A 23,708-nucleotide genomic window follows, 5' to 3' on the forward strand; every position below is an offset into this window, starting at 1 on the left:
AGAAGGCAAGAGGCAATGATGCAGATTGATTGCAAAATTGGCGCACAGCCTTGTGGATAGCGTGGATGGATTGTCGAAATGCTTGAAACTTATGCGCTGCATCTGCGAAGGCGATATCCGTCATGACCGCCAAGCCATCCGATTCCTCTGCCGACTACCGCATCGCGCATGTCGCTCTCGATGAAGAGACGATTATCTGGCGCAATGCAGATATCGAACAAGAGCGCCGTGTGGCGATTTATGATCTCATTGAAGAGAACAGTTTCAAGCCCATCCGCAGTGCCCAGCGCGGCGCATCCGGACCTTTCCGATTGCAGCTGTCGGTGCAGGACGGTCGCTTGCTGATGGAAATCCGTGACGAGGCGGAGGAGATGCTGGAGACACTGCTGTTTGGTCTGGCGCGTTTTCGGCGGCCGATCCGCGAATACTTTGCGATTTGCGACAGTTATTACCAAGCGATCCGCAAAGCCACGCCTGGTGAGATCGAGACGATCGATATGGCGCGCCGCGGAATTCATGACCAGGCAGCCGAGCTGTTGCTGGAGCGGCTTGATGGCAAGATCGAGACTGATTTTCCAACTGCGCGACGGCTCTTCACGCTGATCTGCGTATTGCACATCAAGGGTTAGGATGGACCGCAAGCGCAAGCCTTTGCAGCATCGATGGTGGGTCCGGCTTCTCGCGCTTGGCCTTCTGGGACTAGCGGGTTTCGCCATCTGGTATTGGTGGGATATCCAGCATTTCGCACCAGACGAGGCGGCATTTTCCGAACAAGGCATCTCCGTCGGTGAGCGTCATGGCCATGTGGGTTTCGATACGGCACGGGCTTTGGGTGCTAGCTTTGCCTATCTGGAAGCCAGTGCGGGAACGAGCCAGAGGGACGCACAATTCGCCGCAAATCTGGCCTCCGCCCGGCGCGCAGGGCTTTTGTCCGGCGGTGTGCACCGGTTTGATCCCTGCAGCGGTGCAGACGGGCAATCGGCCAACTTTGTCACAATGGTACCGCGCGATCCCGATCTTTTGCCGCCTGCCATTGCGCTTGAATGGGTAGCCGACGACTGCGAGACACCCGTCAGCGACGCGGCGTTGGAAAGCGAGCTTCTGACGTTCATCAATCAGGTTGAAATGCATTCGGGCAAACCCGTGATCCTGCGCATCTCCGAAGAGTTCGAAGCCCGTTATGGATTGGCTGGCCGGATTGAGCGCGATTTGTGGCTGGTCCGCGACCGGTTTCAGCCGCGCTATGCCGGGCGCCCCTGGTTGCTATGGACAGCCAATACCGCGCGCCGTAGCGAGATTTCAGATGTGCCGGTAGAATGGGTTGTGGTCCAGCCGTGAAGGAAAGCGCACTATGAGTGAAGACAATAATCGCGACAGCCTGATCGCTGCGGCGAAACGGGCGCTGGAGAATTCCTATTCGCCCTATTCCAAGTTTCGCGTTGGAGCGGCGCTGCGTTTTGCGGATGGCACCGTGGTGACAGGGACCAATATCGAGAATGCCAGCTATGGCCTGACGCTATGTGCGGAAACCGTCGCAATCGTGAAGGCAATGGATGATGGTCATCGCGGCGGCTTGGACGAAATAGCGGTCATCGGCGATACCGATGCGCCTGTAACCCCCTGCGGGCGGTGCAGGCAGGTCTTGAACGAGTTGGCCGAGTTGGGGGCAACCGATCCGATAGTTTACTGCGCGGGTTCAGATGATGTGGTCGAGACCCGACTATCCGAGCTGCTTCCGCGGGCATTTGGCCCCGCAAGCCTGTCTGACGATTGATCTATCAAAAGAGGTCGCCAAGCGCCTTTCTAACATTGCCTAGTGGATTGTCGCGAAATTTGCGTTCTTCGCGGCCCATATAGGCAAAGACGCCGTCGAACGCCTCATCGGTCACGCTGGCTTGAGTCAACGCTCAGCCTTTGCGGTCCAACCACTCTAGAAGCGCGGCCATGCATTCACGTCCCAGAAGTTTGCAGCGTTCGGGGCTCCAGCCTTGTTCGGGTTCAGGCGCGTCAGCCAGATCCTTGTATGGCATTTCCAGCGTCATCGCGGTGGCTTTGAACCGGTGCGCGACTTGTGTTGTGCACATCGACAAATTGGCTTTGCCGGGTGCAGCCTTGGGATAGCCCAACTTGGTCTGGAAATCGGGCGTGCGCCGATCGAGGATCGCTTGATAGCTGTTGTATCCCTCCAGATGATCCTCGGTCAGATTGGGAATGCCTTCGTAACCAGCCAGGAAGACCGCGGGAATGGCTTCATCGCCATGCACATCGATCGCGAAATCGACACCGGTTTCGTCCATATGATTGCGGATTGCGAGGACTTCAGGCGAGCTTTGCGCAGTCGGCTCGTGCCATTCGCGGTTGAGATTTACGCCCAGCGCGTTTGTGCGCAAATGACCGCGGCGTGATCCGTCGGGATTGCAATTCGGTACAATATGGAAGCGGCAGCGTTTTCGTAGTGCAAGCGCCACCGGATCGGTCGGATCGGTCAGACATTCCAGCGCCCCTTCCATCCACCATTCGGCTTGCGTTTCGCCGGGATGCTGGCGCGCGGTCAACCAAACTTCGGCTTGCCCTTCACCCATCGTCAGGCAATCAATTGGCTGGCCATCAAGTGTCGCACCCAGACGGAGGTATTCTACGCCTTCGCACGCAGCTGCTTCCGCTACCAGATCATGGTGCCGCTCCATCGAGTAGGGCGCGAAATAGGCAAACCACGCTAGATTGCTGGCAGGTGTATAGCTGATTGTTAGCGTGCCGTTGTCTTCGTCCTTGTCGAAATTGCTCGAGGCCCGCGCCCAATATTCGCGGTCTTCCGATACACATGCGTCGTAATCCGGCCAGCCACCGGTGTAGGCAGAATTGTTGAGATTGGTGATCTTGAGCGTCAGAGCTTCACCTGCTGCGCCTGCTATGCGGAAGTGAAACCACTGTGCGAATTCACTCATATTATCCGGCCGGATCGCAAGCTTCGCGCATGCGCCATCAATCGAAAGGACTTCTATATTCCCGCTGTCGAATGCGGCGTCGATAGATATGTTGGTCACTCAGAAGCCTTTACTTTTACGGTTTCACCATTGTTGCCGGGGAATTCGCTGAAGAGCGCTTCAGCGAGGACCGTCGCGCTTTGCGCGGGGCTGACGAATTCAGACTTGGGCGAGGCTGTGAATTCCGCACGGCCTTCCCAGATGGTTTGATTGGTTTCTTTGTTACGGATCATGACGCGCATTTCGTGGCCAATGCGTTCGCGCGAACCTCCACCGCCGAGGTTGATGCCGATGCCCAGGCCAACGCCCGAACCATAGGATCCGGTCGAGCCGCCCAAACCAACACTGACCGGACCACGCTTGCCGCCATCTTCGCCAATCCGAAAGCTGTCCGCACTGATCTGGGCAACAAACATTGCCTGATCGGCGCTTGCTTCACTGTAGCCCAGCCGAGACAGCTCTTGCGCCACGGCAGATTTGAATGGCGACAGCTCCAGCGCATTTTCCTCTGCGCCCGGCGCACTCGCGATGAAGACCGTTCCAGTTTCCGCAGCAGGTAGCGCTGCTGCATCATGGAAGCGAGTGACCTCTGCCGGACTGGGGGCCGGGATCGACGCACACGCAGCCAATCCTGCAAGGGACAGAACGACAAAAGAATTGCGAACCATTTGAGCCATAATGCTCTCCTTTGTTGCAGCTTGTAGCCGCCTCGCTGATCTCATGCCAGCCTTGGGTGTTGCGCCTAGCGTGCGAATCTGAGCGAGGTGTTAATTTGCTGGTGCTTCCGGTGATGGAGTTGCTAACGGCTATGGAATGACAGTCCCACGCAAAGTCCCCGTATTAGTGACCGGCGGTGCCGGATACATTGGCAGCCATGCTGTGCTCGCTTTGCTCGATGCCGGCTGGAACGTGGCCGTCCTTGATGATCTGTCAACCGGATTTCGCTTCGCAATCCCGGGCGGTGTGCCGCTGTACGAAGGCGATATAGCAGACGCCGAATTGCTCGCACACATTGTCGCAGAGCAAGGTTCCAAGGCGATCATGCATTTTGCTGGTTCGATCATCGTTCCTGAATCAGTCGCAAACCCGCTTAAATATTACGACAACAACACTGCGAAGAGCCGCACTCTGATCGAGAATGCGTTGCAGCAGGGGGTTGACCATATCCTGTTTAGTTCGACCGCGACCGTCTATGGCGAGCCCGAGGTCAAACCGCTGACAGAGGATGACCCGCTAATGCCGGTCAATCCATATGGCATGAGTAAATTGATGACTGAGCGCATCCTCAACGATGTCAGCAAGGCCCATCCGATAAACCATTGCGTTTTACGCTATTTTAATGTTTGCGGAGCCGATCCGCAGGGGCGCAGTGGCCAGTCAACCGAAGGCGCCACCCACTTGATTAAAGTTGCGGTCGAAGCAGTGCTGGGCAAGCGCGACCATGTGGCTGTTTTTGGCGATGACTATCCGACCCCGGATGGAACCGGCTTGAGGGATTACATCCACGTCAGCGATCTGGCGTCGGCACATGTCCTGGCTTTGGAGGCATTGATTGCAGAACCTGACCGCTCTTTGACTATGAATGTCGGATACGGTCGCGGCTTTTCAGTCCTCGAAGTTCTTGATGCTGTCGACCGGGTTGCACAGACCAAAATCGAACGCCGGCAATTGCCGCGCCGGGTAGGAGATGTCCCTGCGCTCGTTTCCGACCCCGCGCGCGTACGAGCGACCATTCCCTGGACGCCCAAGTATGACAATCTGGATACTATCATCGAACATGCTTTGGCGTGGGAACGAAAGCTTTCGCAATTGGGGGGTTAAGCTTGACCCGAATCTGTTCGCACGCTAACGGGCGCCCAACGAACAGGCCGCGTCGGGGGCATCTCCGGCGCGTTTACTTTTGGAATTTTGAACCATGAAGATCCGTAACAGCCTCAAGTCGCTGAAAAGCCGTCACCGCGATTGCCGTGTTATTCGCCGCCGCGGACGGACTTATGTCATCAACAAGACCAATCGTCGCTTCAAGGCTCGTCAGGGCTAGTTTGCGATAGCTGGCCGGTTGCCTAACGGTGATCGAGCAACATCATCGGCCCGCCTCCAAACCGGAGTGCGGGCCGTTGCTGTTTGGGGAGCAATGAATTGAGAAAACAGGTGGAAGCGGTCGTCTTCGATGTAGGTCGGGTGATTGTGCAATGGGATCTGCGGCACCTGTTCGGGCAGTTGATTAACGATCAGCAAGAGCTGGACTGGTTCTGCGAGAATGTTGTGACCGAAGATTGGCACTTCGAGCATGACGCAGGGCGTCCGTTGGCAGAGATGGTGCCAGAGCGTAAGGCGCAATTTCCCCACCATGCCCATTTGATCGATGCCTATGCCAACCGGTTTCTCGACACGATTCCGGGACCTGTGCCTGGGACGGCAGATTTGATTCGGCGGTTGGCAGCGCGCGATGTGCCGCTATTCGCGATCACCAATTTCGGCGCAGAGTTTTGGCAGCAATTCCGCCCGACTGAGCCGGTGCTTGATCATTTCCGCGACATCGTTGTGTCCGGCGAAGAGAGGTTGGTGAAACCTGATGCAGCGATCTTCCATTTGGCCGAGCAACGCTTTGGGACAGATGCAGGCGCAATGCTGTTCATTGATGACAATCCCGCCAATATCGCGTCAGCGAATGCGCTTGGCTGGCAAACGCATCATTTTGCTGATGCAGCCCTGCTTGAGGAAGATTTGGCTAGCCGCGGGCTGATCTAGCAGGCAAAAAGAAACCCCCGGCCTTGGGGGAGGCCGGGGGTTTGGAGAATGCCGGTTCTTGGAGAGGGTCCGGCAGGGGATGGGGGGCTGCTTATTCGCCGTTGCAGCGAGCCAGCTTGTCTTCGGCCAGGGTCTCGCCCTTGGCGGTAAAGCTCACTACTTCGCCGAACTCGCGCTGCAAGCCACGGCAAATCCGCAGCGGGCTTGAATTGCCTTTGGCAGCGCGGCACGTGGTGCCCTCGCAGAACCAGGCAACGCCACCAGCCACAGTGCGGCTTTCACTGGCCGGGGCAGCCAGTTCAGCTACATAATATGGGCCGTCATTGGCCGCCAAGGCCGGAGCCGGTGAAGTGAGCGCGCCAAATGTTACGCCTGTATAGGCCAGAGCAAGGGCGAGAATACCGAGACGATTTGAACGATTGAGAGAGAGGGTCATCGTCGCTTCCTTTATTTGTGTTCAATTTTCTGCGATCAGGTTTCGAATCAAAACCAGTAGCGAATCACTACTTATGTTATTAGGTTTCAGGTTGCAACTAAAAACTTATATCTTTTTGCGGCATCGGCAAAACCGCGCTAGATAGGTTTCGGGAAGAGGACTGATCTATGGGCGAATTGAGAGAACCACTAAGCGAGCTGCTGAAATGTGGTCTGTCACAAGCGCTTGAAGTAATGGGGGAACGTTGGTCCTTCATGATCCTGCGTGCGAGCTTTAACGGCCTTCATCATTTCGAAGAATTCCTGAGCGAGCTTGGGATCGCCCGCAACATTCTTTCGAGCCGACTCGCCAAGCTGGTTGAACACGGGATTCTGAAGCGCGAACCTTGCGCGGATGATCGCCGCAAGATCGAATATCGTCTGACAGAAAAAGGTTTCGACTTGCTGCCGGCAATGCTTGCCCTGCGACAATGGGGCCAGAAATACGGCGCCGAGTTTGAAGAGAACCCGGTTCTGGTCGATGAACGGGACCGGTTGCCTATAGGCCCGGTTTCGATTCTGGCGCATGATGGGCGTACCTTAACGTATGAGGACTTATGGTTCACAGTGCGGCAGAATGTCGGCAAGCGTCCGGACCATCCAGACTTCATTGCGCTGGAGCGTATGACCTCTGGCTCTGTGACTAATTTGCAAGAGACCCGTAAGCGCGCGGCCAGCTAGTCGCACTATCACCACTGCGCTGACCCAACGGGCTTCGGATCCTTGGGAGGCAGGACAAATAAGGCCGGTTTCTGCCTCGCTTGCGTGCAACGCGGCGAACAGCACACCGGGTGAGGCCACCACGCGCCCATCCAATGCCAACTCGCCGACGGCAATCCAGTCCACCAATTGCTCTGCATCGGTCACGCCCATCGCCGCGAGTAACGCAAGCGCAATGGGCAAATCATAATGTGATCCGTCCTTGGGAAGGTCTGCGGGCGAGAGATTTATGGTGATTCGCTTTGGCGGCAGCGCAAGCCCCATGGGGGAAAGCGCGGACTAAACCCTTTCGCGGCTTTCGCTCACTGCCTTGTCCGGCAGGCCCATAATCATGAAGCGGGGGAGGCCGGGCGTAACTTGAGATTGCACTTCTACATTACGTGCTTCGAGGCCCAAATAGGCAACGGTATTTACAAGAGCGAACAATTACATGCCCCCAATACTTTAATTCGATTAAGTAATGGATGGATTTTATATTGTTGTCGAGGGTTGTGGGCCGGACGCGCGATGCATACCGCTATGCAGCATATATCTTGACTCATCGCAGACCATCGCCTAACCGCGCGCCATGTTTCCGGTCGCCCCGATCAGGCGGCCCTTTTTATTGGTGCTCGGAACGGGCAGCAGATTTTTGAATTCGAGGACGATATGAAGCGGACTTTTCAGCCCAGCAATCTCGTACGTGCCCGCCGTCACGGCTTCTTCGCACGTAAAGCAACCACCGGTGGCCGCAAGGTCCTGCGCGCGCGTCGCAAGCGTGGTCGCAAGAACCTTTGTGCGTAAGCGCATCGACTGACACTCAGAAAATCGCGGTGATGCGTCGCCGCGCCGATTTTCTTTCTGCGAACCGGGGCCTGCGCGTAGCACGCCCCGGTTTCGTGCTTTTGGCTCAGCCCAATGGCGGCAAGGGCAAGCGTTACGGCATTACAGTCACAAAGAAGGTCGGCAATGCCGTGGTACGCAACCGGATCAAGCGGCGCTTTCGCGAATTGCTTTGGGCGGCTCTTCCCGACAAAGGCCTGCCCGATCACGACCATGTGCTGATCGCGCGCGATGGCGCGATTGAGCGGGACTTCACCCAATTGACCGAAGAGCTGAACGATGCGCTGGAACGGGCAAGGGCCGGTAAAGGCGATCCACCGCGGCGTCGCGCACGCAGGGCCAATCGCAAGGATCAGCGCAAATGAAGCATGTTTTCATATTTATCGCACGGGCCTGGCAATGGGGCCCAAGCTGGATATTGCCGCCGACTTGCCGCTACGCTCCATCATGCAGCGAGTACACTATTCAAGCGCTTAGCAAATATGGTGCGATCAAGGGTGGATGGTTGGCAACAAAGCGGCTAATGCGCTGCCATCCTTGGGGCGGGCATGGGTATGATCCAGTACCCTAGAACGCGCCACTGTGATACCTATATAAGACGCCATTGATTTTCAGACGCATGGACATTCATTTTGGACAATCAGCGTAATCTATTGCTCGCGGTAGCACTTTCCGGCCTGCTCATCCTCGGTTGGGACCTGGGCATGCGATATTTCTATCCGCAAGCCTCGCTTTCGGGACAGACCGAAGTGGTCGCGACCGGGAACGAAGCGCCAGCCACTGTTACCGCTCCGGGCAGCATTGAAACAGGCACTGCGGCGTCCGTTGCACCTGTGGATTTGGCCACCGCGCTTGCTGCGCCCGAACGTGTCCGCATTGCCGCACCGCGCGTCGAAGGATCGATCAATCTGGTCGGTGCGCGGATCGACGATATCGAGCTGAAAGATCACCGTGCGATTGTCGATGAAGACAGCGGCCCGGTTCAGCTATTCGCGCCGCAAGGCACGCCGGAACAGTATTTCGCCCAGTTCGGCTGGGTCGGGCAGGGCGTAACGCTGCCAACCGCCAACACTGTCTGGCAGGCTTCAGGAGAAGCTCTGACGGCTGATAACCCGGTCACGCTGACGCATGACAATGGTGAAGGGCAGACTTTCACCATCACGCTGTCAATCGATGACAACTACATGATCACTGCACAGCAGGCGGTGTCCAACAACGGTGCTGGTCCGATTGTGGTTCGCCCGTTTGGTTTGATCAACCGTACTTCGGCGACCGCCAGTGCGAGCACTTTTATTGCGCATGCTGGCCCGATGGGTGGGTTTGGTGACACGATCGAATATGGTCCTGACTATGACGATCTGATCGAAGATGGCACGCACACACCTGAAGGCGGTGCGCCAGATTGGCTGGGCTTTTCCGATATCTATTGGCTCGGTGCGCTGATCCCTGGCGAGGGCGGCGATGCCACAGCCGGGTTCCGTTCGCTCGGCAACAACATCTTCCGTGCAGACCTGATTTACGCGCCGATGACGGTGCCTGCGGGTAGCAGCGTGACCAGTTCGTCAAAGCTCTTCGCAGGTGCCAAAGAAAGCGCGCTGCTCGATAGTTATCGCGACAATCTGGGGATCCAGAATTTCGGCAAAGCGGTCGATTGGGGCTGGTTCGAATGGTTCGTGAAACCGATGCTGTGGTTACTGCGTACGCTGTACGAATTCCTCGGTAACTTCGGTGTCGCGATTATCGCGTTGACGGTCATTATTCGCGGTCTCCTGTTCCCGATTGCGCAAAAACAATTCGCCAGCATGGCCGCGATGAAAGCTGTTCAGCCGAAGATGAAGGCGATCCAGGATCGCTACAAGGACGACAAGCAGAAGCAGCAGCAAGAGGTGATGAAGCTGTACAAGGATGAGGGGGTCAACCCGCTCGCCGGCTGTTTGCCGCTGCTGATCCAGATCCCGATCTTCTTCGCGCTTTACAAGGCACTGATCCTTGCGATCGAAATGCGCCACAAGCCTTTTATCTTTTGGATCGAAGATTTGTCTGCGCCCGATCCGGCAAAGATCCTGAACCTGTTTGGCTTGTTGCCGTTTGACCCACCGGGTTTCCTTGGAATTGGCGTTCTGGCCGTGTTGCTGGGCATTACCATGTGGGCAACGTTCAAGTTGAACCCGACTGCGATGGACCCGGTTCAGCAGCAGATCTTCAACTTCATGCCGTGGATCCTGATGTTCGTGATGGCACCTTTCGCGGCTGGACTGCTGCTATACTGGGTAACGTCCAACTTGCTCACACTCGCGCAGCAGAAATATCTCTATTCCAAGCATCCGCAATTGCGGGCGCAGGCAGAGAAGGACAAGGCCGAGCAAGAGCGAACCAAAGCGCGCGAAGGCAAATAGGCAGTGAGCCCGGAGGAGCAGAAAGCGCAGGAATACCGCGAACGGGCTGCGTCCAAGCTGTTTTCCGGGCGTGTGGACTTCCTGCTGTCTGCCCCCCAGCTCAAGTTCCTGCCTGAACCGACTGTGCCGGAGATCGCCTTTTGCGGGCGTTCCAATGTTGGCAAGAGCTCGCTTCTGAATGCGCTGACCGGGCGCAAGGCGATTGCGCGCGCTTCGGTGACGCCGGGCCGCACGCAAGAACTCAATTTCTTTGAAGTTGGCGAACCCACATTGTTCCGTCTGGTTGACATGCCCGGCTATGGTTTCGCCAAGGCTCCACCCAAAGTGGTCGAGAAATGGAAGCGGCTCGTTCGCGACTATTTGCGCGGGCGCCAGGTGCTGCAACGCAATCTTGTGCTTGTCGATAGCCGCCACGGGCTGAAAGACGTCGATCGCGAGATGATAAAGATGCTCGATGAAAGCGCCGTCGGCTATCGCATCGTCCTGACCAAGGCGGACAAGATCAAGAAGTCAGAGCTCGACAAGACGGTTGCTGCCGTGTCGGCAGAAGCGAAGAAACACATCGCGGCTTTCCCGCGAGTGCACGTGACCAGCAGTGAGAAGGGCATGGGGATTGCTGAATTACGCGCTGCAGTGATTGAGGATGCGCTGGGCGCTGATTGGGCCGACAGCTAGGTCGCAAACCGGCTATTTTGCGAATAACTGGGCATCGTCCGCGAAGGCTTTGAACTCCAATGCATTGCCTGCTGGATCGCGAAAGAACATCGTTGCCTGTTCGCCCGGCTGGCCTTTGAAGCGCACAGTTGGCTCGATCACGAACTCGGTTCCTGCGGTGCGCAAACGATCCGCCAGCGCCTGCCAATCCTCCATCGTCAGTACGATGCCGAAATGCGGCACAGGCACACCGAGCCCATCAACGTGATTGCTGGCACGGTCTCCTGCTTGCCCCGGTGCGAGATGCGTGACGATCTGGTGTCCGTAAAAATCGAAGTCGATCCATTCGTCTGAACTGCGCCCCTCCGCACACCCCATCACACTGCCATAAAAATCGCGCGCTGCGGCAAGATCGTCGACCGGAAATGCCAAGTGAAATGGGCGCAATGACATCTGACAAATGCTCCTTTTTGCGCATCCCAGCCTGTTCAGGCTCGACAGCGAATAAATGAACACTTAGGGCAAGCGAGCATTCAAGCGCAAGGTGGAGCATTCATGAAACTGATTATCGGCAACAAGAATTATTCGAGCTGGTCCTTGCGCGGTTGGCTGGCGGCCAAACAATCAGGGCTCCATTTCGAAGAGATCATCGTCCCGATGTTCGGTGAGGAATGGCAGCAGAAGAAACAAAGCGAAGATGGCGGGATGATGCCCTCGCATGGCAAGGTTCCGATCCTGTGGGATGGAGACACTGTTGTGTGGGACAGTCTCGCGATCATGGAATATCTCAGCGACAAGGTTGGCCGCGACCGCTTCTGGCCCAAGGACGAAAGCGCTCGGGGAATGGCGCGGGCTATTGTGGCAGAGATGCACAGCTCGTTCGCTTCGCTTCGCCGCGAATTGCCGATGAACGTACGCCGCCGGTTCGAATTGCAGTCGGTCAACGATGAAACCAAGCAAGACGTTGTGCGGATATTATCACTGTGGGCAGAGGCCCGATCTCGCCATGGCAGCGGCGGACCCTTCCTTTTCGGCACATATGGCGCGACTGACATCTTCTATGCTCCGATCGTTTCTCGCTTCATAACCTATGGCATTGGCGTTCCCGGCTTCGCGCAAGCCTATATGGAAGCCATTTGGGAGCATGAGTGGACGCAGGAATGGATTTCTGCTTCCGAGAATGAAGAATGGGTGATCGAACAATACGAGACAGTCGGCGAATGATGCAGCGCGCCATCGGTAGCTTGGTAGCGGCGCTGGCGTTACTTGTAGCTCCTGTGCAGGCCGGAGCCTGGGGTTTTTATGCGCATGGTGTGACGGCAGACATCGCCTACGCCAATGTCAGCCCGCAAACTCGCGCCAAGATCAACGAACTCTTGCGACAAGAGGCTATGCTGGGCACGCCTGAATGCCGGATACGCACGATCGCGGAGGCTTCGGTTTGGCCCGATTGTGTGCGCAACACCTTGTGGCGCTGGGGTTATACCGCAGCCTGGCACTATCGCACGACACCGATTTGCGAAGCATACAATCCGCGCGCCAATTGTTCGGGCGGGAACTGTGTGACGGCGCAGATCGAACGCAGCCATCGCATTCTGGCGGATGAAAGGCTGCCCGCGCATATTCGCCTCGAAGCACTTGCCTTCATGGTGCATTTCGCAGGCGATATTCACATGCCGCTCCATTCGGGCGACAAGGATGACCGCGGCGGCAATGACCGCGTGACCGATTATGGAATTGTGCCGGACCGCAATCTGCATTCGATCTGGGATGGCCCACTGGCAGAACGCGCCATCACTACCGGGCCGGACAAGGTGTTGCGGCGTTATTCGGCTGAGGAACGCAAAGAACTGGGCGGAGGAACCCCGGCGGACTGGGGCCGCGAAAGCTGGCAGATTTCGCGTCATATAGTCTACCCCAATGCCTTCGATGTGGATGATCCCTGCGCGAGCGATTTGCCCAGTGAAACCGCACTGACGCAGGATGACATTGTCGAAGCAGGGCCGGTAGCGCGCCGCCGGGTGCAGCAAGCGGGCATTCGTATCGCGGAACTGCTGGAGAGCGCCTTTGCGCCCGGCCCCCTGCCAGTCGAGGATCGCCGATGAGCGCTGCTCTCGACTATGCGCAGCGGCTGATCGGCGCTCAGAGCGTAACGCCAGCAAGGGGCGAAGTGTTCGATGTGTTGGAGCAGATGCTGACGCCGCTTGGTTTTGCCGTGGACCGTTTCACGCGCGGCGATGGCGAGGAAGGATTAGACGAGGCACCGGTCGAAAACCTGTTCGCCATCCGGCACGGACCGGAAGGCGCGAAGCATTTCGCCTTCGCAGGGCACGTTGATGTTGTACCGCCGGGTGAAGGTTGGGCGAGCGCGCCGTTTGAGCCTGAAATTCGCGGCGATCTGCTCTACGGACGCGGCGCGGTGGACATGAAAGGCGCGATCGCAGCGATGGTTGCGGCGGTCGCCGATGTCCCGCCAGAGTCCGGAACGATCAGTTTCATCATCACCGGTGATGAAGAAGGCCCCGCGCTGCATGGGACACGCGCCTTGATCGATTACATGCACGAGCAAGGCATTCAGCCTGACCTGTGCCTGGTGGGCGAGCCGACCAGCGTGAATCAGTTGGGCGATATGATGAAAATCGGACGACGCGGCTCGGTCAATATCTGGCTCGAGGTCGACGGCACACAAGGGCATGTCGCCTATCCGCATCTGGCCGACAATCCGTTGCCGCGCATGGTCACAATCTTGTCCGAGCTTAACAAGCTGCATCTTGATGACGGCACGGACTGGTTTCAGCCAAGCAATCTCGAAATCACCGAAGTCGATGTGCCCAATCGCGCGCACAACGTCATTCCGGCCAAGGCCAAGGCACGCATTTCAATCCGCTTCAATGATCAGCATTCGGGCGCATCGCTTTCGAAGCGCGTGGTTGAGATTGCAACGAAGCACGGCGGTACCGCGCGGCCGGTTATTTCCGGCGAACCCTTCCTGACCCCGCCGGGAGTTTTCTCCCACATCATTTCACAAGCGGTTGAGGCCGAAACGGGTCTGAAGCCCGAAGCCTCGACTACGGGCGGCACATCCGATGCGCGGTTCCTGCGCGCTGTATGCCCGGTGATCGAGTTCGGGCTTTGCAACGCCACCATGCACAAGCGCGACGAAGCGGTTGCAGTGGCTGACCTCGACACGCTAAGCCGTATTTACGCACGCATTGCGCAAGCCGCGCTGGCATAAAACACAACGAGAGGGGCGCTCATGAAAGCCTGGTTTGCAATTCCACTTTGGCAGCGCGTGATTGGCGCGTTGATCCTGGGCATCCTGACTGGCTGGTTCTGGGGGCCGGGCGCGGAAAGTATCAAGATCATTGGCGATATCTTTATCGCTTTCATCAAGATGCTGGTCGTCCCGCTGATCTTTTTCAGTCTGGTCGCGGGCGTGGCCAGCATTGGCGATCTGCGCAAGCTCGGCAGCGTCGGCTGGCGCGCCTTATTGCTGTTCGTTGTGACAGGCCAGATGGCTGTATGGCTCGGCCTTGGCCTTGGCACCTTTATGCAGCCAGGGGCGGGCGTTGATACTTCCTCTATCGATATGGGAGCCGTTCCCCCACCGAACGATACGAGCTGGCGCGAGATGTTGCTGGGCATCGTCCCCCAGAGCCCCGTTCAGACAATGGCGGACGTCAACGTACTTCCGTTGATCGTGTTTTCTCTGCTGCTCGGCATTGGTATCCTGATGGCGAAGGAAGAAGGCGAACCGGTTCAGCGGATCTTCGATTCCGGTGCGGTCATCATGCAGAAAGTCACGATGATTGTGATGGAGCTAACGCCGTTCGGTGTCTTTGCGCTGATGGCTTGGGTGGCCGGCACGCTTGGCCTGGACGCGCTTGGCGCACTCGGCAAGCTGGTGTTCCTGAACTACCTCGGCTGTTTGCTCATCATTGGTCTGATCTATTCCTCGATGATCAAATTCATCGCCAAACTGCCTGTGATCGATTTCTTCCGCGGGATCGTGGATGCGATCGCTGTCAGCTATTCGACTGCTAGCTCCAACGCCACGCTGCCGGTGACGCTGCGCTGCGCGGAGCGCAATCTGGGGATCAGCAATTCAGTTGCCAGTTTCGTGATTTCATTGGGTGCGACGATCAACATGAACGGCACCGCGATGTATCTTGGGCTCGCAACACTATTCGGGGCGCAGATCTTCGGTGTGGATCTAAGCTGGGGCGATTATTTCCTCATTTCGATCCTTGCGACACTTGGCGCAATCGGCGCAGCCGGCATTCCGGGCGCTGGCCTGATCATGATGGCTCTCGTGTTTGGCGCTGTGGGTGTGCCGCTCGAAACGATCGCTTTCGTGGCGGGCGTTGACCGGATCATGGACATGATGCGCACCACCACCAATGTCAGTGGTGACGCGGCAGTGGCAACGACTGTTGCCAGCCTGACGAACGAGATTGACCGTGCCGAAATGATCAGCGCGGATGATGTCTAGGGCCTAGTCGGGTTCGGCAGCTTCGGCTTCAGGCCGGGCTGTTTCATCGGCTTTGCCTGGCTCTTCGGTAGGCAGCTCCTCTTCGGGGCCAACCGCATCTAACTGTGCTTCTTCAGGAGCCGCGGGCTCGTCTCCCGGGCAATTCAGCTTGCACCGCGCAGAAGCCGAATTACGTAGCCGCCCACTGACCCGGATCGTGGCGCCGTTGATACTGCCGCGAACTGCGTTGCCTAGCCCGCTTGACGCCCGCCCGGTGCCAACGCCACAGCTCCTTCAGCTGCGGCCTGCGCATGAGCTGAACTGGCAGTGGCGCTCGCAACAGTGACGGAAACCGCGGCGAGAATAATGCGGCCAATCATGGGCAATCCTCCCTTCGTCCAGGGGGATGATTGTGGACCTTGCGCGCAGACTTGGCAAATGGCGCGCCAGATCAACGCCCCTTCGGTTTCTCCAGCACTTTCTTGCGGAAGCTGCAAAGATCAACCAATTGGCATCGCCAGCATTCGGGCGTGCGCGCTTTGCAGGTGTAGCGGCCGTGCAGGATCAGCCAGTGATGTGCGTGTAGGCGAAACGGTTGCGGTACACGCTTTTCTAGCTTCTCTTCCACTTTCTCTGGCGTCTTGCCTTTGGCCAATCCCGTGCGATTGCCAACCCGCAGGATATGCGTATCGACCGCGAAGGTCTCCTGCTTGAACCAGCAATTGAGCACGACATTGGCGGTCTTGCGACCCACACCGGGCAGCCGCACCAGATCTTCGCGCGTGTCCGGCACTTCACCGCCATAATCGTCAATCAACAGTTGGCTGAGTGCGATCACGTTCTTTGCCTTGGAATTGAACAGCCCAATGGTCTTGATGTGCTCGATCAATCCGTCGAGCCCGAGGTCGAGCATTTGCTGCGGCGTTTTCACCTTCTGAAACAGCGCGCGCGTTGCCTTGTTCACCCCGACATCGGTGGCTTGCGCGGATAGCGCTACGGCCACGACCAGCTGATAGGCATTGCCATATTCCAGCTCTGTCTCTGGTTCGGGATTGTCTTCGGCCAAGCGGCGGAAGAACTCAAAAATCTGGTCGTTCGTCATGGTGGTTCGATTAGAGCCCCAGCACTTGCGCCATGGTGTAACGGCCCGGCGTTTTGCCGATCAGCCATTCCGCACCGCGCACTGCACCGCGGGCAAAGATCATCCGGTCCTCTGCGGTGTGCGACAGCGTAATGCGCTCTTCATTGCCGGCAAAGATAACGCTGTGCTCCCCAGCCACGGTCCCACCGCGCAGGGTTGCAAAACCAATCGCACCCTCGCGCCGTGCGCCGGTTTGCCCATGTCGCCCGCTGTCCATGGCATCGGACACGGAAACCCCGCGTGCTTCGGCTGCCGCTTCGCCCAACAGCTTGGCCGTACCCGATGGTGCGTCAACCTTGGCCCGGTGATGCATCTCCAGAATCTCGATATCCCAGCCCTGGCCCAGCTTCGCCGAAGCTTCGCGCACGAGATGCGCGAGCAGCGTTACGCCCAGCGAGGTATTGCCCGTCTGCAGCACAGGGATGGTATCGGCAGCCTCTGCCAGCATTACGCAATGGTCTTGTTGTAGCCCTGTTGTCCCGACCAGGATCGGGATACGCGCGGTCTTGGCTGCGTCGAGATTTTCCTGCAGCGCTTCGGGTGCGGAAAAGTCGACAAGCACATCGCATTGCGTCGCTAACGGTACCGGATTGCCGCCGGCATCCACACCAATCTGCATAGTATGGCCGGCCTCTGCGATCACAGCTGCCAAAGCGCGGCCCATCCGTCCCTTGTACCCGATCACGCCGAACCGCTTTGCAGAATCTGTCATTGCCTTGCCTCCGTTTCGCGTGCTTCATGCGGCAGATGAATGACATTCGCAATATCGTGATCCTGACCGGAGCCGGCATATCGGCTGAAAGCGGGATCGATACGTTCCGCGATGCCGGCGGATTGTGGGAGCAGCACCGGGTGGAAGACGTCGCCACGCCAGAGGGTTTTGCGCGCGATCCCGACCTCGTGCTGGGTTTCTACGACATACGGCGCGAAGCGCTGAGCCAGGTGAAGCCAAACGCGGCGCATCAAGCTCTCGCCCGGCTGGATGCTGAATGGTCTGGCGAATTGTTGATCGTCACGCAGAATGTCGATGACCTGCATGAAAGGGGCGGCGCAAAGCGCGTGCTCCATATGCATGGCGAACTCAAGAGTGCGCTGTGCCTTTCATGCGAGATGCGCAGCCCGTGGGATGCGCCAATGTCTAATCGCCCTCCATGCCCGGTTTGTCAGGCTCCGTCGCTACGGCCCGATGTCGTGTGGTTTGGCGAGATGCCTTATCAGATGGAGATGATATACGCGGCGATCCGAGAGGCTGACTTGTTCGTCAGCATTGGCACCAGCGGCGCGGTTTATCCTGCAGCGGGCTTTGTGCGCGACGCAAGGGAGCTGGGTGCGCAAACGCTGGAGCTTAATCTGGAGCGGAGCGAGGGCTCACATTGGTTCGACGAATCGCGCCAGGGGCTGGCAGGCGAACTAGTGCCTGCATGGGTGGAAGAGACGCTGCGATGAAGCGCGGACCGGGACAAAGCGAACGGTACTTTTAAAGCGTGGCGGCTATCGACATTAAACTAAGCTAGCTCAGCGCCCGTTTTTGGGGTGGAAAGCGGAAGGTGAACAGAAGATCCAAGCTTGTACCCGCTCTCGATCCATTATGTTCCATGCAAGTTTGCCCAGCATCGCGCGATCGACTAGCTAAGACGTGAGAGGAGTTGGGGCATGAAATACTGGTTCTTAGCCGTACTGCTAGTGTGTGTTGGGAGCGTCAGTCCGGTTCATTCGGAGAGCGGGCCGATCGGCTCAACCTACGACAACGTAGTCGTTTACGAGGCTGATAAAATCATCACGATGGAGCCCGGCTATCCCGAAGCCAAGTATGTCGCTGTTTCCGATGGCATCGTACTCGCTGTTGCGGAGAATCTGGAAGAACTCGCGGCGTGGACCGATGGACGGCGTGTAACGGTCGACCGCCAATTTGCATCGCAAGTCCTCATGCCCGGCTTTGTCGAGCCTCATATTCATCCGATGCAGACGATCATGATGCTGCCGCTTCCGTTTATCAGTCCAGAGGCTTGGGACTTACCGGGGCGCCATTATCCTCGCGTAACAGGCGAGGAAGAGTATGAGGCACGGCTGCGCGAAGCGCTTGCAGAGAGCGAAGAGAAATTATTCATCACCTGGGGGCATCACCGACTTTTTCATGGGGAAATGACCAGGCAGAAGCTCGATGCAATCGCGTCCGAACGCGCCGTGGTTATTTGGCAGCGTAGCTTCCACGAGATCATCGCCAATACCAAGGCGCTCGAAATGCTCGAAATCGGAACGCGCGATGCTTTTGAAGCCGAGTTCAATCGGCCCGGCATTGATCCGTCCCATGCCGACTTTGAAACCGGGGTGATCCATGAGACCGCCTTGTTCAATGGCGTCGAGAAGTTGCGCCCTTACCTTTTCTCTCCGGAGAAAGTGAAACAAGGTCTGGCCGAAATGCGCCAGATGATGCTGGAGAACGGCGTCACAACAAGCGCCGATCTCGCTTTTGGTGGTTTTGGTGGAATCGATGCAGAGGCGCCGCTGTTCAAAAGCCTTTATGATCGGGACGACACACCTTCTCGTATCCTCGCAATACCGGTTGCCCCGGTTGTTGAAGGTGACCCGAATGCGTGGCTAGCAGCAACAAGCGCGAAATATGGTAGCGACAAATTCTTTTTCTCCGACCGTGTAAAACTGTTTGCTGACGGAGCATTCTTTGCGCAGTTCATGCAGATGAAGCCGCCCGGCTACAGCGATGGACACGAAGGCAAATGGATTACCGAACCGGATGTTCTTGAAGAACAGGCAGAGCGTTTTTGGGAGGAGGGATGGAGCCTGCACACCCATGTGAACGGTGACAAAGGCGTTGATGTCGTGCTTGGCATTCTTGAGCGCCTCTCGACACGCGAGGCACAGGACCGCGTGCTCGAACATCTGGGCTATTCAACCGAAGCGCAAAATCGGCGAATTGGCGAGATGCAATTGATGGTTTCCGCGCAGCCGAATTACATCCGCATTCTAGGTGATGCCTACGCCCGATACGGCCTCGGCCCTGATCGAGCAGCTCAGATGAACCGCCTGGGCTCACTCGAACGCAAAAAAGTGCCAATCGGCCTTCACAGCGATTTCAACATGGCCCCGATTGACCCTCTCTATCTGGCATGGGTCGCAAGCACTCGGATTACGCTCGAAGGAAATGAAAAGGCTCCAGAGGAGCGGCTTAGTCTGCACAAGGCCTTGCGTGCGATAACGATTGAGGCGGCGCAGGTCATCGGGCTTGACGATCAAGTCGGGAGCATCGCGTCAGGCAAAAAAGCGGACTTCGTAGTGCTAGATCGTGACCCCTTTGCGAGCGGAGCAAGAGCGTTGAACGACGTGCAGGTTCGCGGCGTCATTTTTGAAGGCAGATGGTTCGCTGCACAATGAAAATCAGCCACTCCAGTTGAATGCCAGTTCGGCTAATCGAAGCGATGCATTCAGTTGGTAATGTGAGCGTGTTAGATTATCCGCAAATGGGTCGTTACCAGACGGTCCGCTATTGTTAGATTGCATGACAAGGCAGCCGGAGCCATCGTTACAAAACGTTCAAATGAGCGATAATCTCCTCCTCGGAGACAACGTCGGCATATTTGGCCTGCATATCGAAAAGGTTTGCTTCGTGCGGCTCTGAATGGCGATCGCCGCATGCGTCACGCACAACCGTCGTGATGAATCCATGCGACATGGAATCGACGCAGGATGCGCGAACGCATCCGCTGGTGGTCAGGCCTGTCAGGATCACATTATCGACGCCCATCGCGGTCAGAGTTGAGGCGAGCGATGTGCTGAAGAATGCGCTGGGATACTGCTTTGAAATAACCAGCTCGTTTTCAGTTGGCGTCAATCCCCTGGGCCAGTCACCCATCGGGTTGCCCCGGAGGAAATTGCGCAGCGGGCGTACTTTTTCGAAGAAGCGGCCACCATCAAGCCCGCCGTCCTGATACACGACATTGGTCAGGATCACGGGTATGCCCACTTTGTGTGCGGCCTCGCGCACGCGCAAGGCAGACTGCAGTGCGTCATCGACATCGGCGAAGAGATCACAATCGGGATCGAAATAGGCCTCGACAAAATCGATCATCAGCAAAGCCGGTGAGGTGCCGAAGCCGGCCTTGCCGCCATAAGCCTTGGCGTAATTGGCATCGAGAGAATCGGACATTATTCAGTCTCGCTATTGGTCTTGCACCACAGCCTGGTGTCGGAAAGGCTAGATGTCAGATGACACCAGCATCCGCCATAGTATCGATCATCTGCGTGTCATAGCCAAGCAGTTCGGACAAAACCTCATGGTTCTGTTGGCCCGGCTTTGATGGTGCGGGGCGGCGCACTCCCGATGGAGTTTGCGACAGTTTGGGAAACGCGTTCTGCATTTTCAGCTTGCCGCGAGTTTCGGTCTCAACCTCGATGATCGCCTGGCGCGCCTGAAAATGCGGGTCAGCGATCATGTCTGGCGCGCGATATACGCGCCCAGCCGGGATCGAATGGTCAATCATCGACTGTTCGACTTCATCAACAGTCAGCGTGCCGGTCCAGGCATTCACCAGCTCATCCAGTTCGATCTGGTTTTTCCCGCGCGCGATATGCGTGGCGTATCTCGGATCGCTTGCCAATTCGGGTTGACCCATCGCCTGCGCCAGCCGGGCAAAGATTTCGTCCTTGTTCGCGCCGATCATGAAATGCCCGTCCTTGCACCTGTAGACATTTGACGGGGCAATACCGGGCAAGATCGAGCCGGAACGTTCGCGGATAAAGCCATTGCGGTCATATTCGGGCACCAGGCCTTCCATCACTTGCAATACGGCCTCGTAGAGCGCGGTATCCACCACCTGGCCCTGGCCTGTCTTCTCGCGGTGATGCAACGCGGCGAGCACGCCCATGCAGCCATAGGTGGCGCACAGCGTGTCGCCGATAGAGATGCCCATGCGCGCGGGCGGCCGGTCAGGGTCGCCGACTATATAGCGCCACCCGCCCATCGCCTCGCCAATTCCGCCAAAGCCGGCGCGGTTCGAATAGGGGCCATCCTGCCCGTAACCAGACATGCGCGCGATGATCAGTCCGGGGTTTTCAGCCAGAAGGCTTTCCGGCGAAAGCCCCCATTTCTCCATCGTTCCGGGCTTGAAATTCTCGACCAGTACATCTGCCTTCGCGATCAGCTTGCGGGCCAGCTCCTGACCTTCGGGAATACGCAGATTGCAAGTGACAGAGCGCTTGTTGCGGGCAATGACTTCCCATTGCACCTTCTCTTCGCCCTGGCCCCACAGGCGCATCGGATCGCCCGCACCAGGTGGCTCGATCTTGATAACGTCAGCGCCCATGTCGCCCAGCAATTGGCCGCAGAATGGTCCGGCCAGAAGCTGGCCCATCTCGACCACGCGAATATCATCAAGCGCACCCACTATTCGGCTGCCTCGCGTATCTGAGTGTGGCTCCAGACCGGCTGAATCGGTGCGGGCAGGCCGGTTTCCTCTTCGCATCGCGCGCGCAGATCATCGATTGCCGGACCGTAGTCGAACAGCGGCAGCTCGCCGCGTTTGGCCTTGATCTCAGCGCGCAGAGCTTCTGTTGCGGCGCTGTCGATCACGCCGTTCTCGTCCGCGACTACGCCATAGTGCTTGGCGCCTTCGGGCGTGACGAGACCTTGGCGAATTTCCAGCCCGACCAGCTCTGGATCGCGATCCAGCGGGTCGCCCCAGCCACCACCACCCCAGGTGATGTAATGCAAGAGATCGCCCTCTTTCACCGGCACATCTTCCACTTTGTTGCCCACGATTTCAGTCGTGCCATCCGCGCGTTCGAGCACTTTTCTGGCGCGCATGCCCGGATGCCCGCCATTGACGCCCCAAGGGGGCACGAACCAACGGTCATCATGCACAGCGATCTCGCCATCGGCCAAAAAGCGGTAGGTCATGTGAATACCATTGCCGCCGCGGTGCAGGCCTGCGCCCCCGCTGTCGGGTTCGGTTGAATATCGCTCGATCCGCAGCGGGAAGTACTTCTCCAGGAATTCGTTAGGGACATTGGTAAAGCCCGGCCACAGCGAATGCCCGTCCGGCCCATCGCCCAGCGGTCTGCCCGGGATGCCTCCAAAGCCGATCTGGAACAGCTGGAACCATTCACCTTCGCTGGCTGGCCGGTTGTCCCAGCCGGAGTAGAACAGATGCGGCGATGAGCTGAAGCCTGCAGCGTTGAGGAATTCCGGCGTGCCTTGGCCCAGCAGTCCGCCCAGAATGTCAAAAATCCGGCCCAGCGCATGGGTGCGGCCAGACAATGCAGCCGGGAATTGCGGCTTCAGCAGGGATCCTTCGGGAATGCGAACCTCGATCAGATCGTAGAAGCCATCGTTGAACAGGATCTGCGGATCGAAGACCATGATCATGTAGATGCCGAAGAACATCTTGAACATGTTCTCGTTGAGCAGGAAGTTGATCGAGGCGGCGGATTGCGGATCTGTGCCGTCGAAGTCGAGAATGACCTTGTCGCCTTCGCGCCACATGGTGCATTTGATCTTGTACGGGCCAAATCCCTTGCCGTCGTCGCAGATATAGTCTTCGAAACTGACCGGCTTTTCCGCGACAGCTTGCGACAACAAGGCCTTCATCGCGCGGTGGTTGCGCGCCAGCAATTCCTGCGTTGCCGAGACATAGACATCATCGCCAAACCGCTCCGCCATTTCGACCACGCGTTTGGCGGCCACCCGGCAGCTGGCGATCAGCGCGTTGAGATCTGCCTGACACCAGTCGGGCTTGCGCGTCTGGTGCATGACGAGTTTCATCAGGTCTTCATTATATTCGCCCTTCTTCCAGATCTTGACCGGTGGAATACGCACGCCTTCCTCGAAAATCGAGCTTGCACCGATTGGCATAGAGCCGGGTACCGATCCGCCGATATCCGACTGGTGACCGAACATAGCTGTAAAGGCGATCAGCCGCCCGTCCTTGAACACCGGCAACAGCACCAGCCAGTCATTCGAGTGGCTGACCGCACCGTCACATGAATAAGGGTCTGACAGGAAGATCATGTCACCATCTTCCAGCGTGCCGTCGAAACCCTTTAGGAAGCCATCGATGAAGCTGCCGAACTGGCCGACGATCATCTTGCCCGATGGGTCAGCGATCAGGGGGAAGGCATCACCCTGTTCGCGAATACCGGGGCTCATCGCGGTGCGTACCAGCGTGGCGTCCATCTCGATCCGCGCATTGCGCAAGGCGTTCTCGATAATGTCGAGCGTAACCGGGTCTATTTCGATCTTCTCGAACGGGATGTCATTGGTTTCAATGATCTGTGCTGGCATC

The 23,708-nt window shown here is 57.5% G+C and carries 28 protein-coding genes and 1 pseudogene; 18 read left to right on the top strand and 11 right to left on the bottom strand.

Features of this window, described 5'->3' with window-relative positions; translation table 11 throughout:
- Window positions 1–122 precede the first annotated feature (122 nt).
- From QQX03_RS03595 to QQX03_RS03605, 3 genes are read left to right on the top strand one after another with little or no spacing between them, the layout of a single operon-like run.
- On the top strand, window positions 123–629 hold the full coding sequence (locus QQX03_RS03595; protein WP_285976510.1) for a UPF0262 family protein: 507 nt from the start codon (window positions 123–125) through the stop codon (window positions 627–629).
- Window position 630: 1 nt separating this feature from the next.
- Window positions 631–1,338 (top strand): glycoside hydrolase family 25 protein, encoded by a 708-nt coding sequence (locus QQX03_RS03600; protein ID WP_285976511.1) that lies wholly within the window; start codon window positions 631–633, stop codon window positions 1,336–1,338.
- Window positions 1,339–1,351: 13 nt separating this feature from the next.
- A complete protein-coding gene (locus tag QQX03_RS03605) occupies window positions 1,352–1,774 on the top strand; it encodes a cytidine deaminase (protein ID WP_285976512.1) in 423 nt (140 codons plus the stop codon).
- A 4-nt stretch (window positions 1,775–1,778) separates the two neighbouring features.
- Here QQX03_RS03605 and QQX03_RS03610 read toward each other — a convergent pair whose 3' ends face one another.
- Genes QQX03_RS03610 through QQX03_RS03620 form a run of 3 tightly spaced genes read right to left on the bottom strand, consistent with a single transcriptional unit; the run spans window position 1,779 to window position 3,661 of the window.
- A complete protein-coding gene (locus tag QQX03_RS03610; RefSeq protein ID WP_285976513.1) occupies window positions 1,779–1,904 on the bottom strand; it encodes a DUF4197 family protein in 126 nt (41 codons plus the stop codon).
- A gap of 3 nt (window positions 1,905–1,907) precedes the next feature.
- Complete coding sequence (locus QQX03_RS03615; RefSeq protein WP_285976514.1) at window positions 1,908–3,044, bottom strand: M14 family metallopeptidase; 1,137 nt, start codon at window positions 3,042–3,044, stop codon at window positions 1,908–1,910.
- Entirely contained in the window at window positions 3,041–3,661 is a 621-nt protein-coding gene (locus QQX03_RS03620; protein ID WP_285976515.1) for a DUF4136 domain-containing protein, read from the bottom strand. The genes QQX03_RS03615 and QQX03_RS03620 overlap by 4 nt, the downstream gene beginning before the upstream one ends.
- 136 nt (window positions 3,662–3,797) lie before the next feature.
- Here QQX03_RS03620 and galE point away from each other — a divergent pair, with 136 nt between their 5' ends.
- The 3 genes from galE to QQX03_RS03635 all read left to right on the top strand — a co-directional run bounded on the left by galE (window position 3,798) and on the right by QQX03_RS03635 (window position 5,735).
- Entirely contained in the window at window positions 3,798–4,805 is a 1,008-nt protein-coding gene (galE, locus tag QQX03_RS03625; protein ID WP_285976516.1) for a UDP-glucose 4-epimerase GalE, read from the top strand.
- Between the two features lie 94 nt (window positions 4,806–4,899).
- A complete protein-coding gene (gene ykgO / locus QQX03_RS03630) occupies window positions 4,900–5,025 on the top strand; it encodes a type B 50S ribosomal protein L36 (RefSeq protein WP_006833921.1) in 126 nt (41 codons plus the stop codon).
- 110 nt (window positions 5,026–5,135) lie between these two features.
- A complete protein-coding gene (locus QQX03_RS03635; protein ID WP_285976517.1) occupies window positions 5,136–5,735 on the top strand; it encodes an HAD-IA family hydrolase in 600 nt (199 codons plus the stop codon).
- A gap of 91 nt (window positions 5,736–5,826) precedes the next feature.
- Here QQX03_RS03635 and QQX03_RS03640 read toward each other — a convergent pair whose 3' ends face one another.
- Window positions 5,827–6,171 (bottom strand): DUF8200 family protein, encoded by a 345-nt coding sequence (locus QQX03_RS03640; protein ID WP_285976518.1) that lies wholly within the window; start codon window positions 6,169–6,171, stop codon window positions 5,827–5,829.
- Window positions 6,172–6,338: 167 nt separating this feature from the next.
- Here QQX03_RS03640 and QQX03_RS03645 point away from each other — a divergent pair, with 167 nt between their 5' ends.
- A complete protein-coding gene (locus QQX03_RS03645) occupies window positions 6,339–6,890 on the top strand; it encodes a winged helix-turn-helix transcriptional regulator (RefSeq protein WP_285976519.1) in 552 nt (183 codons plus the stop codon).
- A gap of 3 nt (window positions 6,891–6,893) precedes the next feature.
- Here QQX03_RS03645 and QQX03_RS03650 read toward each other — a convergent pair.
- Window positions 6,894–7,355 (bottom strand): annotated as a pseudogene (locus QQX03_RS03650) (magnesium chelatase domain-containing protein); the annotation flags it as partial.
- Between the two features lie 222 nt (window positions 7,356–7,577).
- Between QQX03_RS03650 and rpmH the strand changes: the two are divergent.
- From rpmH to yihA, 5 genes are all read left to right on the top strand, one after another.
- A complete protein-coding gene (gene rpmH, locus QQX03_RS03655) occupies window positions 7,578–7,712 on the top strand; it encodes a 50S ribosomal protein L34 (RefSeq protein ID WP_067602413.1) in 135 nt (44 codons plus the stop codon).
- A 32-nt stretch (window positions 7,713–7,744) separates the two neighbouring features.
- Window positions 7,745–8,116 (top strand): ribonuclease P protein component, encoded by a 372-nt coding sequence (gene rnpA, locus QQX03_RS03660; protein ID WP_285976520.1) that lies wholly within the window; start codon window positions 7,745–7,747, stop codon window positions 8,114–8,116.
- A complete protein-coding gene (gene yidD / locus QQX03_RS03665; protein WP_285976521.1) occupies window positions 8,113–8,322 on the top strand; it encodes a membrane protein insertion efficiency factor YidD in 210 nt (69 codons plus the stop codon). Before rnpA ends, yidD begins: the two co-directional genes overlap by 4 nt.
- Window positions 8,323–8,383: 61 nt before the next feature.
- Complete coding sequence (yidC, locus tag QQX03_RS03670; protein ID WP_285976522.1) at window positions 8,384–10,147, top strand: membrane protein insertase YidC; 1,764 nt, start codon at window positions 8,384–8,386, stop codon at window positions 10,145–10,147.
- Window positions 10,148–10,150: 3 nt separating this feature from the next.
- On the top strand, window positions 10,151–10,822 hold the full coding sequence (yihA, locus tag QQX03_RS03675) for a ribosome biogenesis GTP-binding protein YihA/YsxC (RefSeq protein ID WP_285976523.1): 672 nt from the start codon (window positions 10,151–10,153) through the stop codon (window positions 10,820–10,822).
- 12 nt (window positions 10,823–10,834) lie between these two features.
- Here the strand turns inward: yihA and QQX03_RS03680 are convergent, their stop codons facing one another.
- Complete coding sequence (locus QQX03_RS03680; RefSeq protein ID WP_285976524.1) at window positions 10,835–11,254, bottom strand: VOC family protein; 420 nt, start codon at window positions 11,252–11,254, stop codon at window positions 10,835–10,837.
- Between the two features lie 102 nt (window positions 11,255–11,356).
- Here QQX03_RS03680 and QQX03_RS03685 point away from each other — a divergent pair, with 102 nt between their 5' ends.
- Genes QQX03_RS03685 through QQX03_RS03700 form a run of 4 tightly spaced genes read left to right on the top strand, consistent with a single transcriptional unit; the run spans window position 11,357 to window position 15,293 of the window.
- A complete protein-coding gene (locus QQX03_RS03685; RefSeq protein WP_285976525.1) occupies window positions 11,357–12,025 on the top strand; it encodes a glutathione S-transferase family protein in 669 nt (222 codons plus the stop codon).
- Window positions 12,022–12,906 carry a S1/P1 nuclease gene (locus QQX03_RS03690; RefSeq protein WP_285976526.1) on the top strand — a complete coding sequence of 295 codons (885 nt, stop codon included), beginning with the start codon at window positions 12,022–12,024 and terminating at the stop codon, window positions 12,904–12,906. The genes QQX03_RS03685 and QQX03_RS03690 overlap by 4 nt, the downstream gene beginning before the upstream one ends.
- On the top strand, window positions 12,903–14,036 hold the full coding sequence (dapE, locus tag QQX03_RS03695; RefSeq protein WP_285976527.1) for a succinyl-diaminopimelate desuccinylase: 1,134 nt from the start codon (window positions 12,903–12,905) through the stop codon (window positions 14,034–14,036). The genes QQX03_RS03690 and dapE overlap by 4 nt, the downstream gene beginning before the upstream one ends.
- Window positions 14,037–14,057: 21 nt before the next feature.
- Window positions 14,058–15,293 carry a dicarboxylate/amino acid:cation symporter gene (locus QQX03_RS03700; protein WP_285976528.1) on the top strand — a complete coding sequence of 412 codons (1,236 nt, stop codon included), beginning with the start codon at window positions 14,058–14,060 and terminating at the stop codon, window positions 15,291–15,293.
- A gap of 430 nt (window positions 15,294–15,723) precedes the next feature.
- Here the strand turns inward: QQX03_RS03700 and nth are convergent, their stop codons facing one another.
- Together nth and dapB are read right to left on the bottom strand one after the other, a co-directional pair.
- Window positions 15,724–16,374 carry an endonuclease III gene (nth, locus tag QQX03_RS03705; protein ID WP_285976529.1) on the bottom strand — a complete coding sequence of 217 codons (651 nt, stop codon included), beginning with the start codon at window positions 16,372–16,374 and terminating at the stop codon, window positions 15,724–15,726.
- Window positions 16,375–16,384: 10 nt separating this feature from the next.
- A complete protein-coding gene (gene dapB / locus QQX03_RS03710) occupies window positions 16,385–17,125 on the bottom strand; it encodes a 4-hydroxy-tetrahydrodipicolinate reductase (RefSeq protein ID WP_285976530.1) in 741 nt (246 codons plus the stop codon).
- A gap of 35 nt (window positions 17,126–17,160) precedes the next feature.
- On the opposite strand from dapB, the gene QQX03_RS03715 reads away from it, so the two are divergent.
- Entirely contained in the window at window positions 17,161–17,859 is a 699-nt protein-coding gene (locus QQX03_RS03715; protein ID WP_285976531.1) for an NAD-dependent deacylase, read from the top strand.
- Between the two features lie 207 nt (window positions 17,860–18,066).
- Complete coding sequence (locus QQX03_RS03720; RefSeq protein ID WP_285976532.1) at window positions 18,067–19,803, top strand: amidohydrolase; 1,737 nt, start codon at window positions 18,067–18,069, stop codon at window positions 19,801–19,803.
- Between the two features lie 148 nt (window positions 19,804–19,951).
- On the opposite strand, the gene QQX03_RS03725 is transcribed toward QQX03_RS03720, so the two are convergent.
- Genes QQX03_RS03725 through QQX03_RS03735 form a run of 3 tightly spaced genes read right to left on the bottom strand, consistent with a single transcriptional unit; the run spans window position 19,952 to window position 23,707 of the window.
- The gene (locus QQX03_RS03725) at window positions 19,952–20,575 is read right to left on the bottom strand and encodes an isochorismatase family protein (RefSeq protein ID WP_285976533.1); all 624 of its coding nucleotides are present in this window, start codon (window positions 20,573–20,575) and stop codon (window positions 19,952–19,954) included.
- Window positions 20,576–20,630: 55 nt separating this feature from the next.
- A complete protein-coding gene (locus QQX03_RS03730) occupies window positions 20,631–21,812 on the bottom strand; it encodes a CaiB/BaiF CoA transferase family protein (RefSeq protein ID WP_285976534.1) in 1,182 nt (393 codons plus the stop codon).
- Complete coding sequence (locus QQX03_RS03735; RefSeq protein WP_285976535.1) at window positions 21,812–23,707, bottom strand: hydantoinase B/oxoprolinase family protein; 1,896 nt, start codon at window positions 23,705–23,707, stop codon at window positions 21,812–21,814. Before QQX03_RS03735 ends, QQX03_RS03730 begins: the two co-directional genes overlap by 1 nt.
- Between the last annotated feature and the right edge of the window lies 1 nt (window position 23,708).

The organism is Altererythrobacter rubellus, assembly GCF_030284385.1.
GTDB classification, from domain to species: Bacteria; Pseudomonadota; Alphaproteobacteria; order Sphingomonadales; family Sphingomonadaceae; genus Erythrobacter; species Erythrobacter rubellus.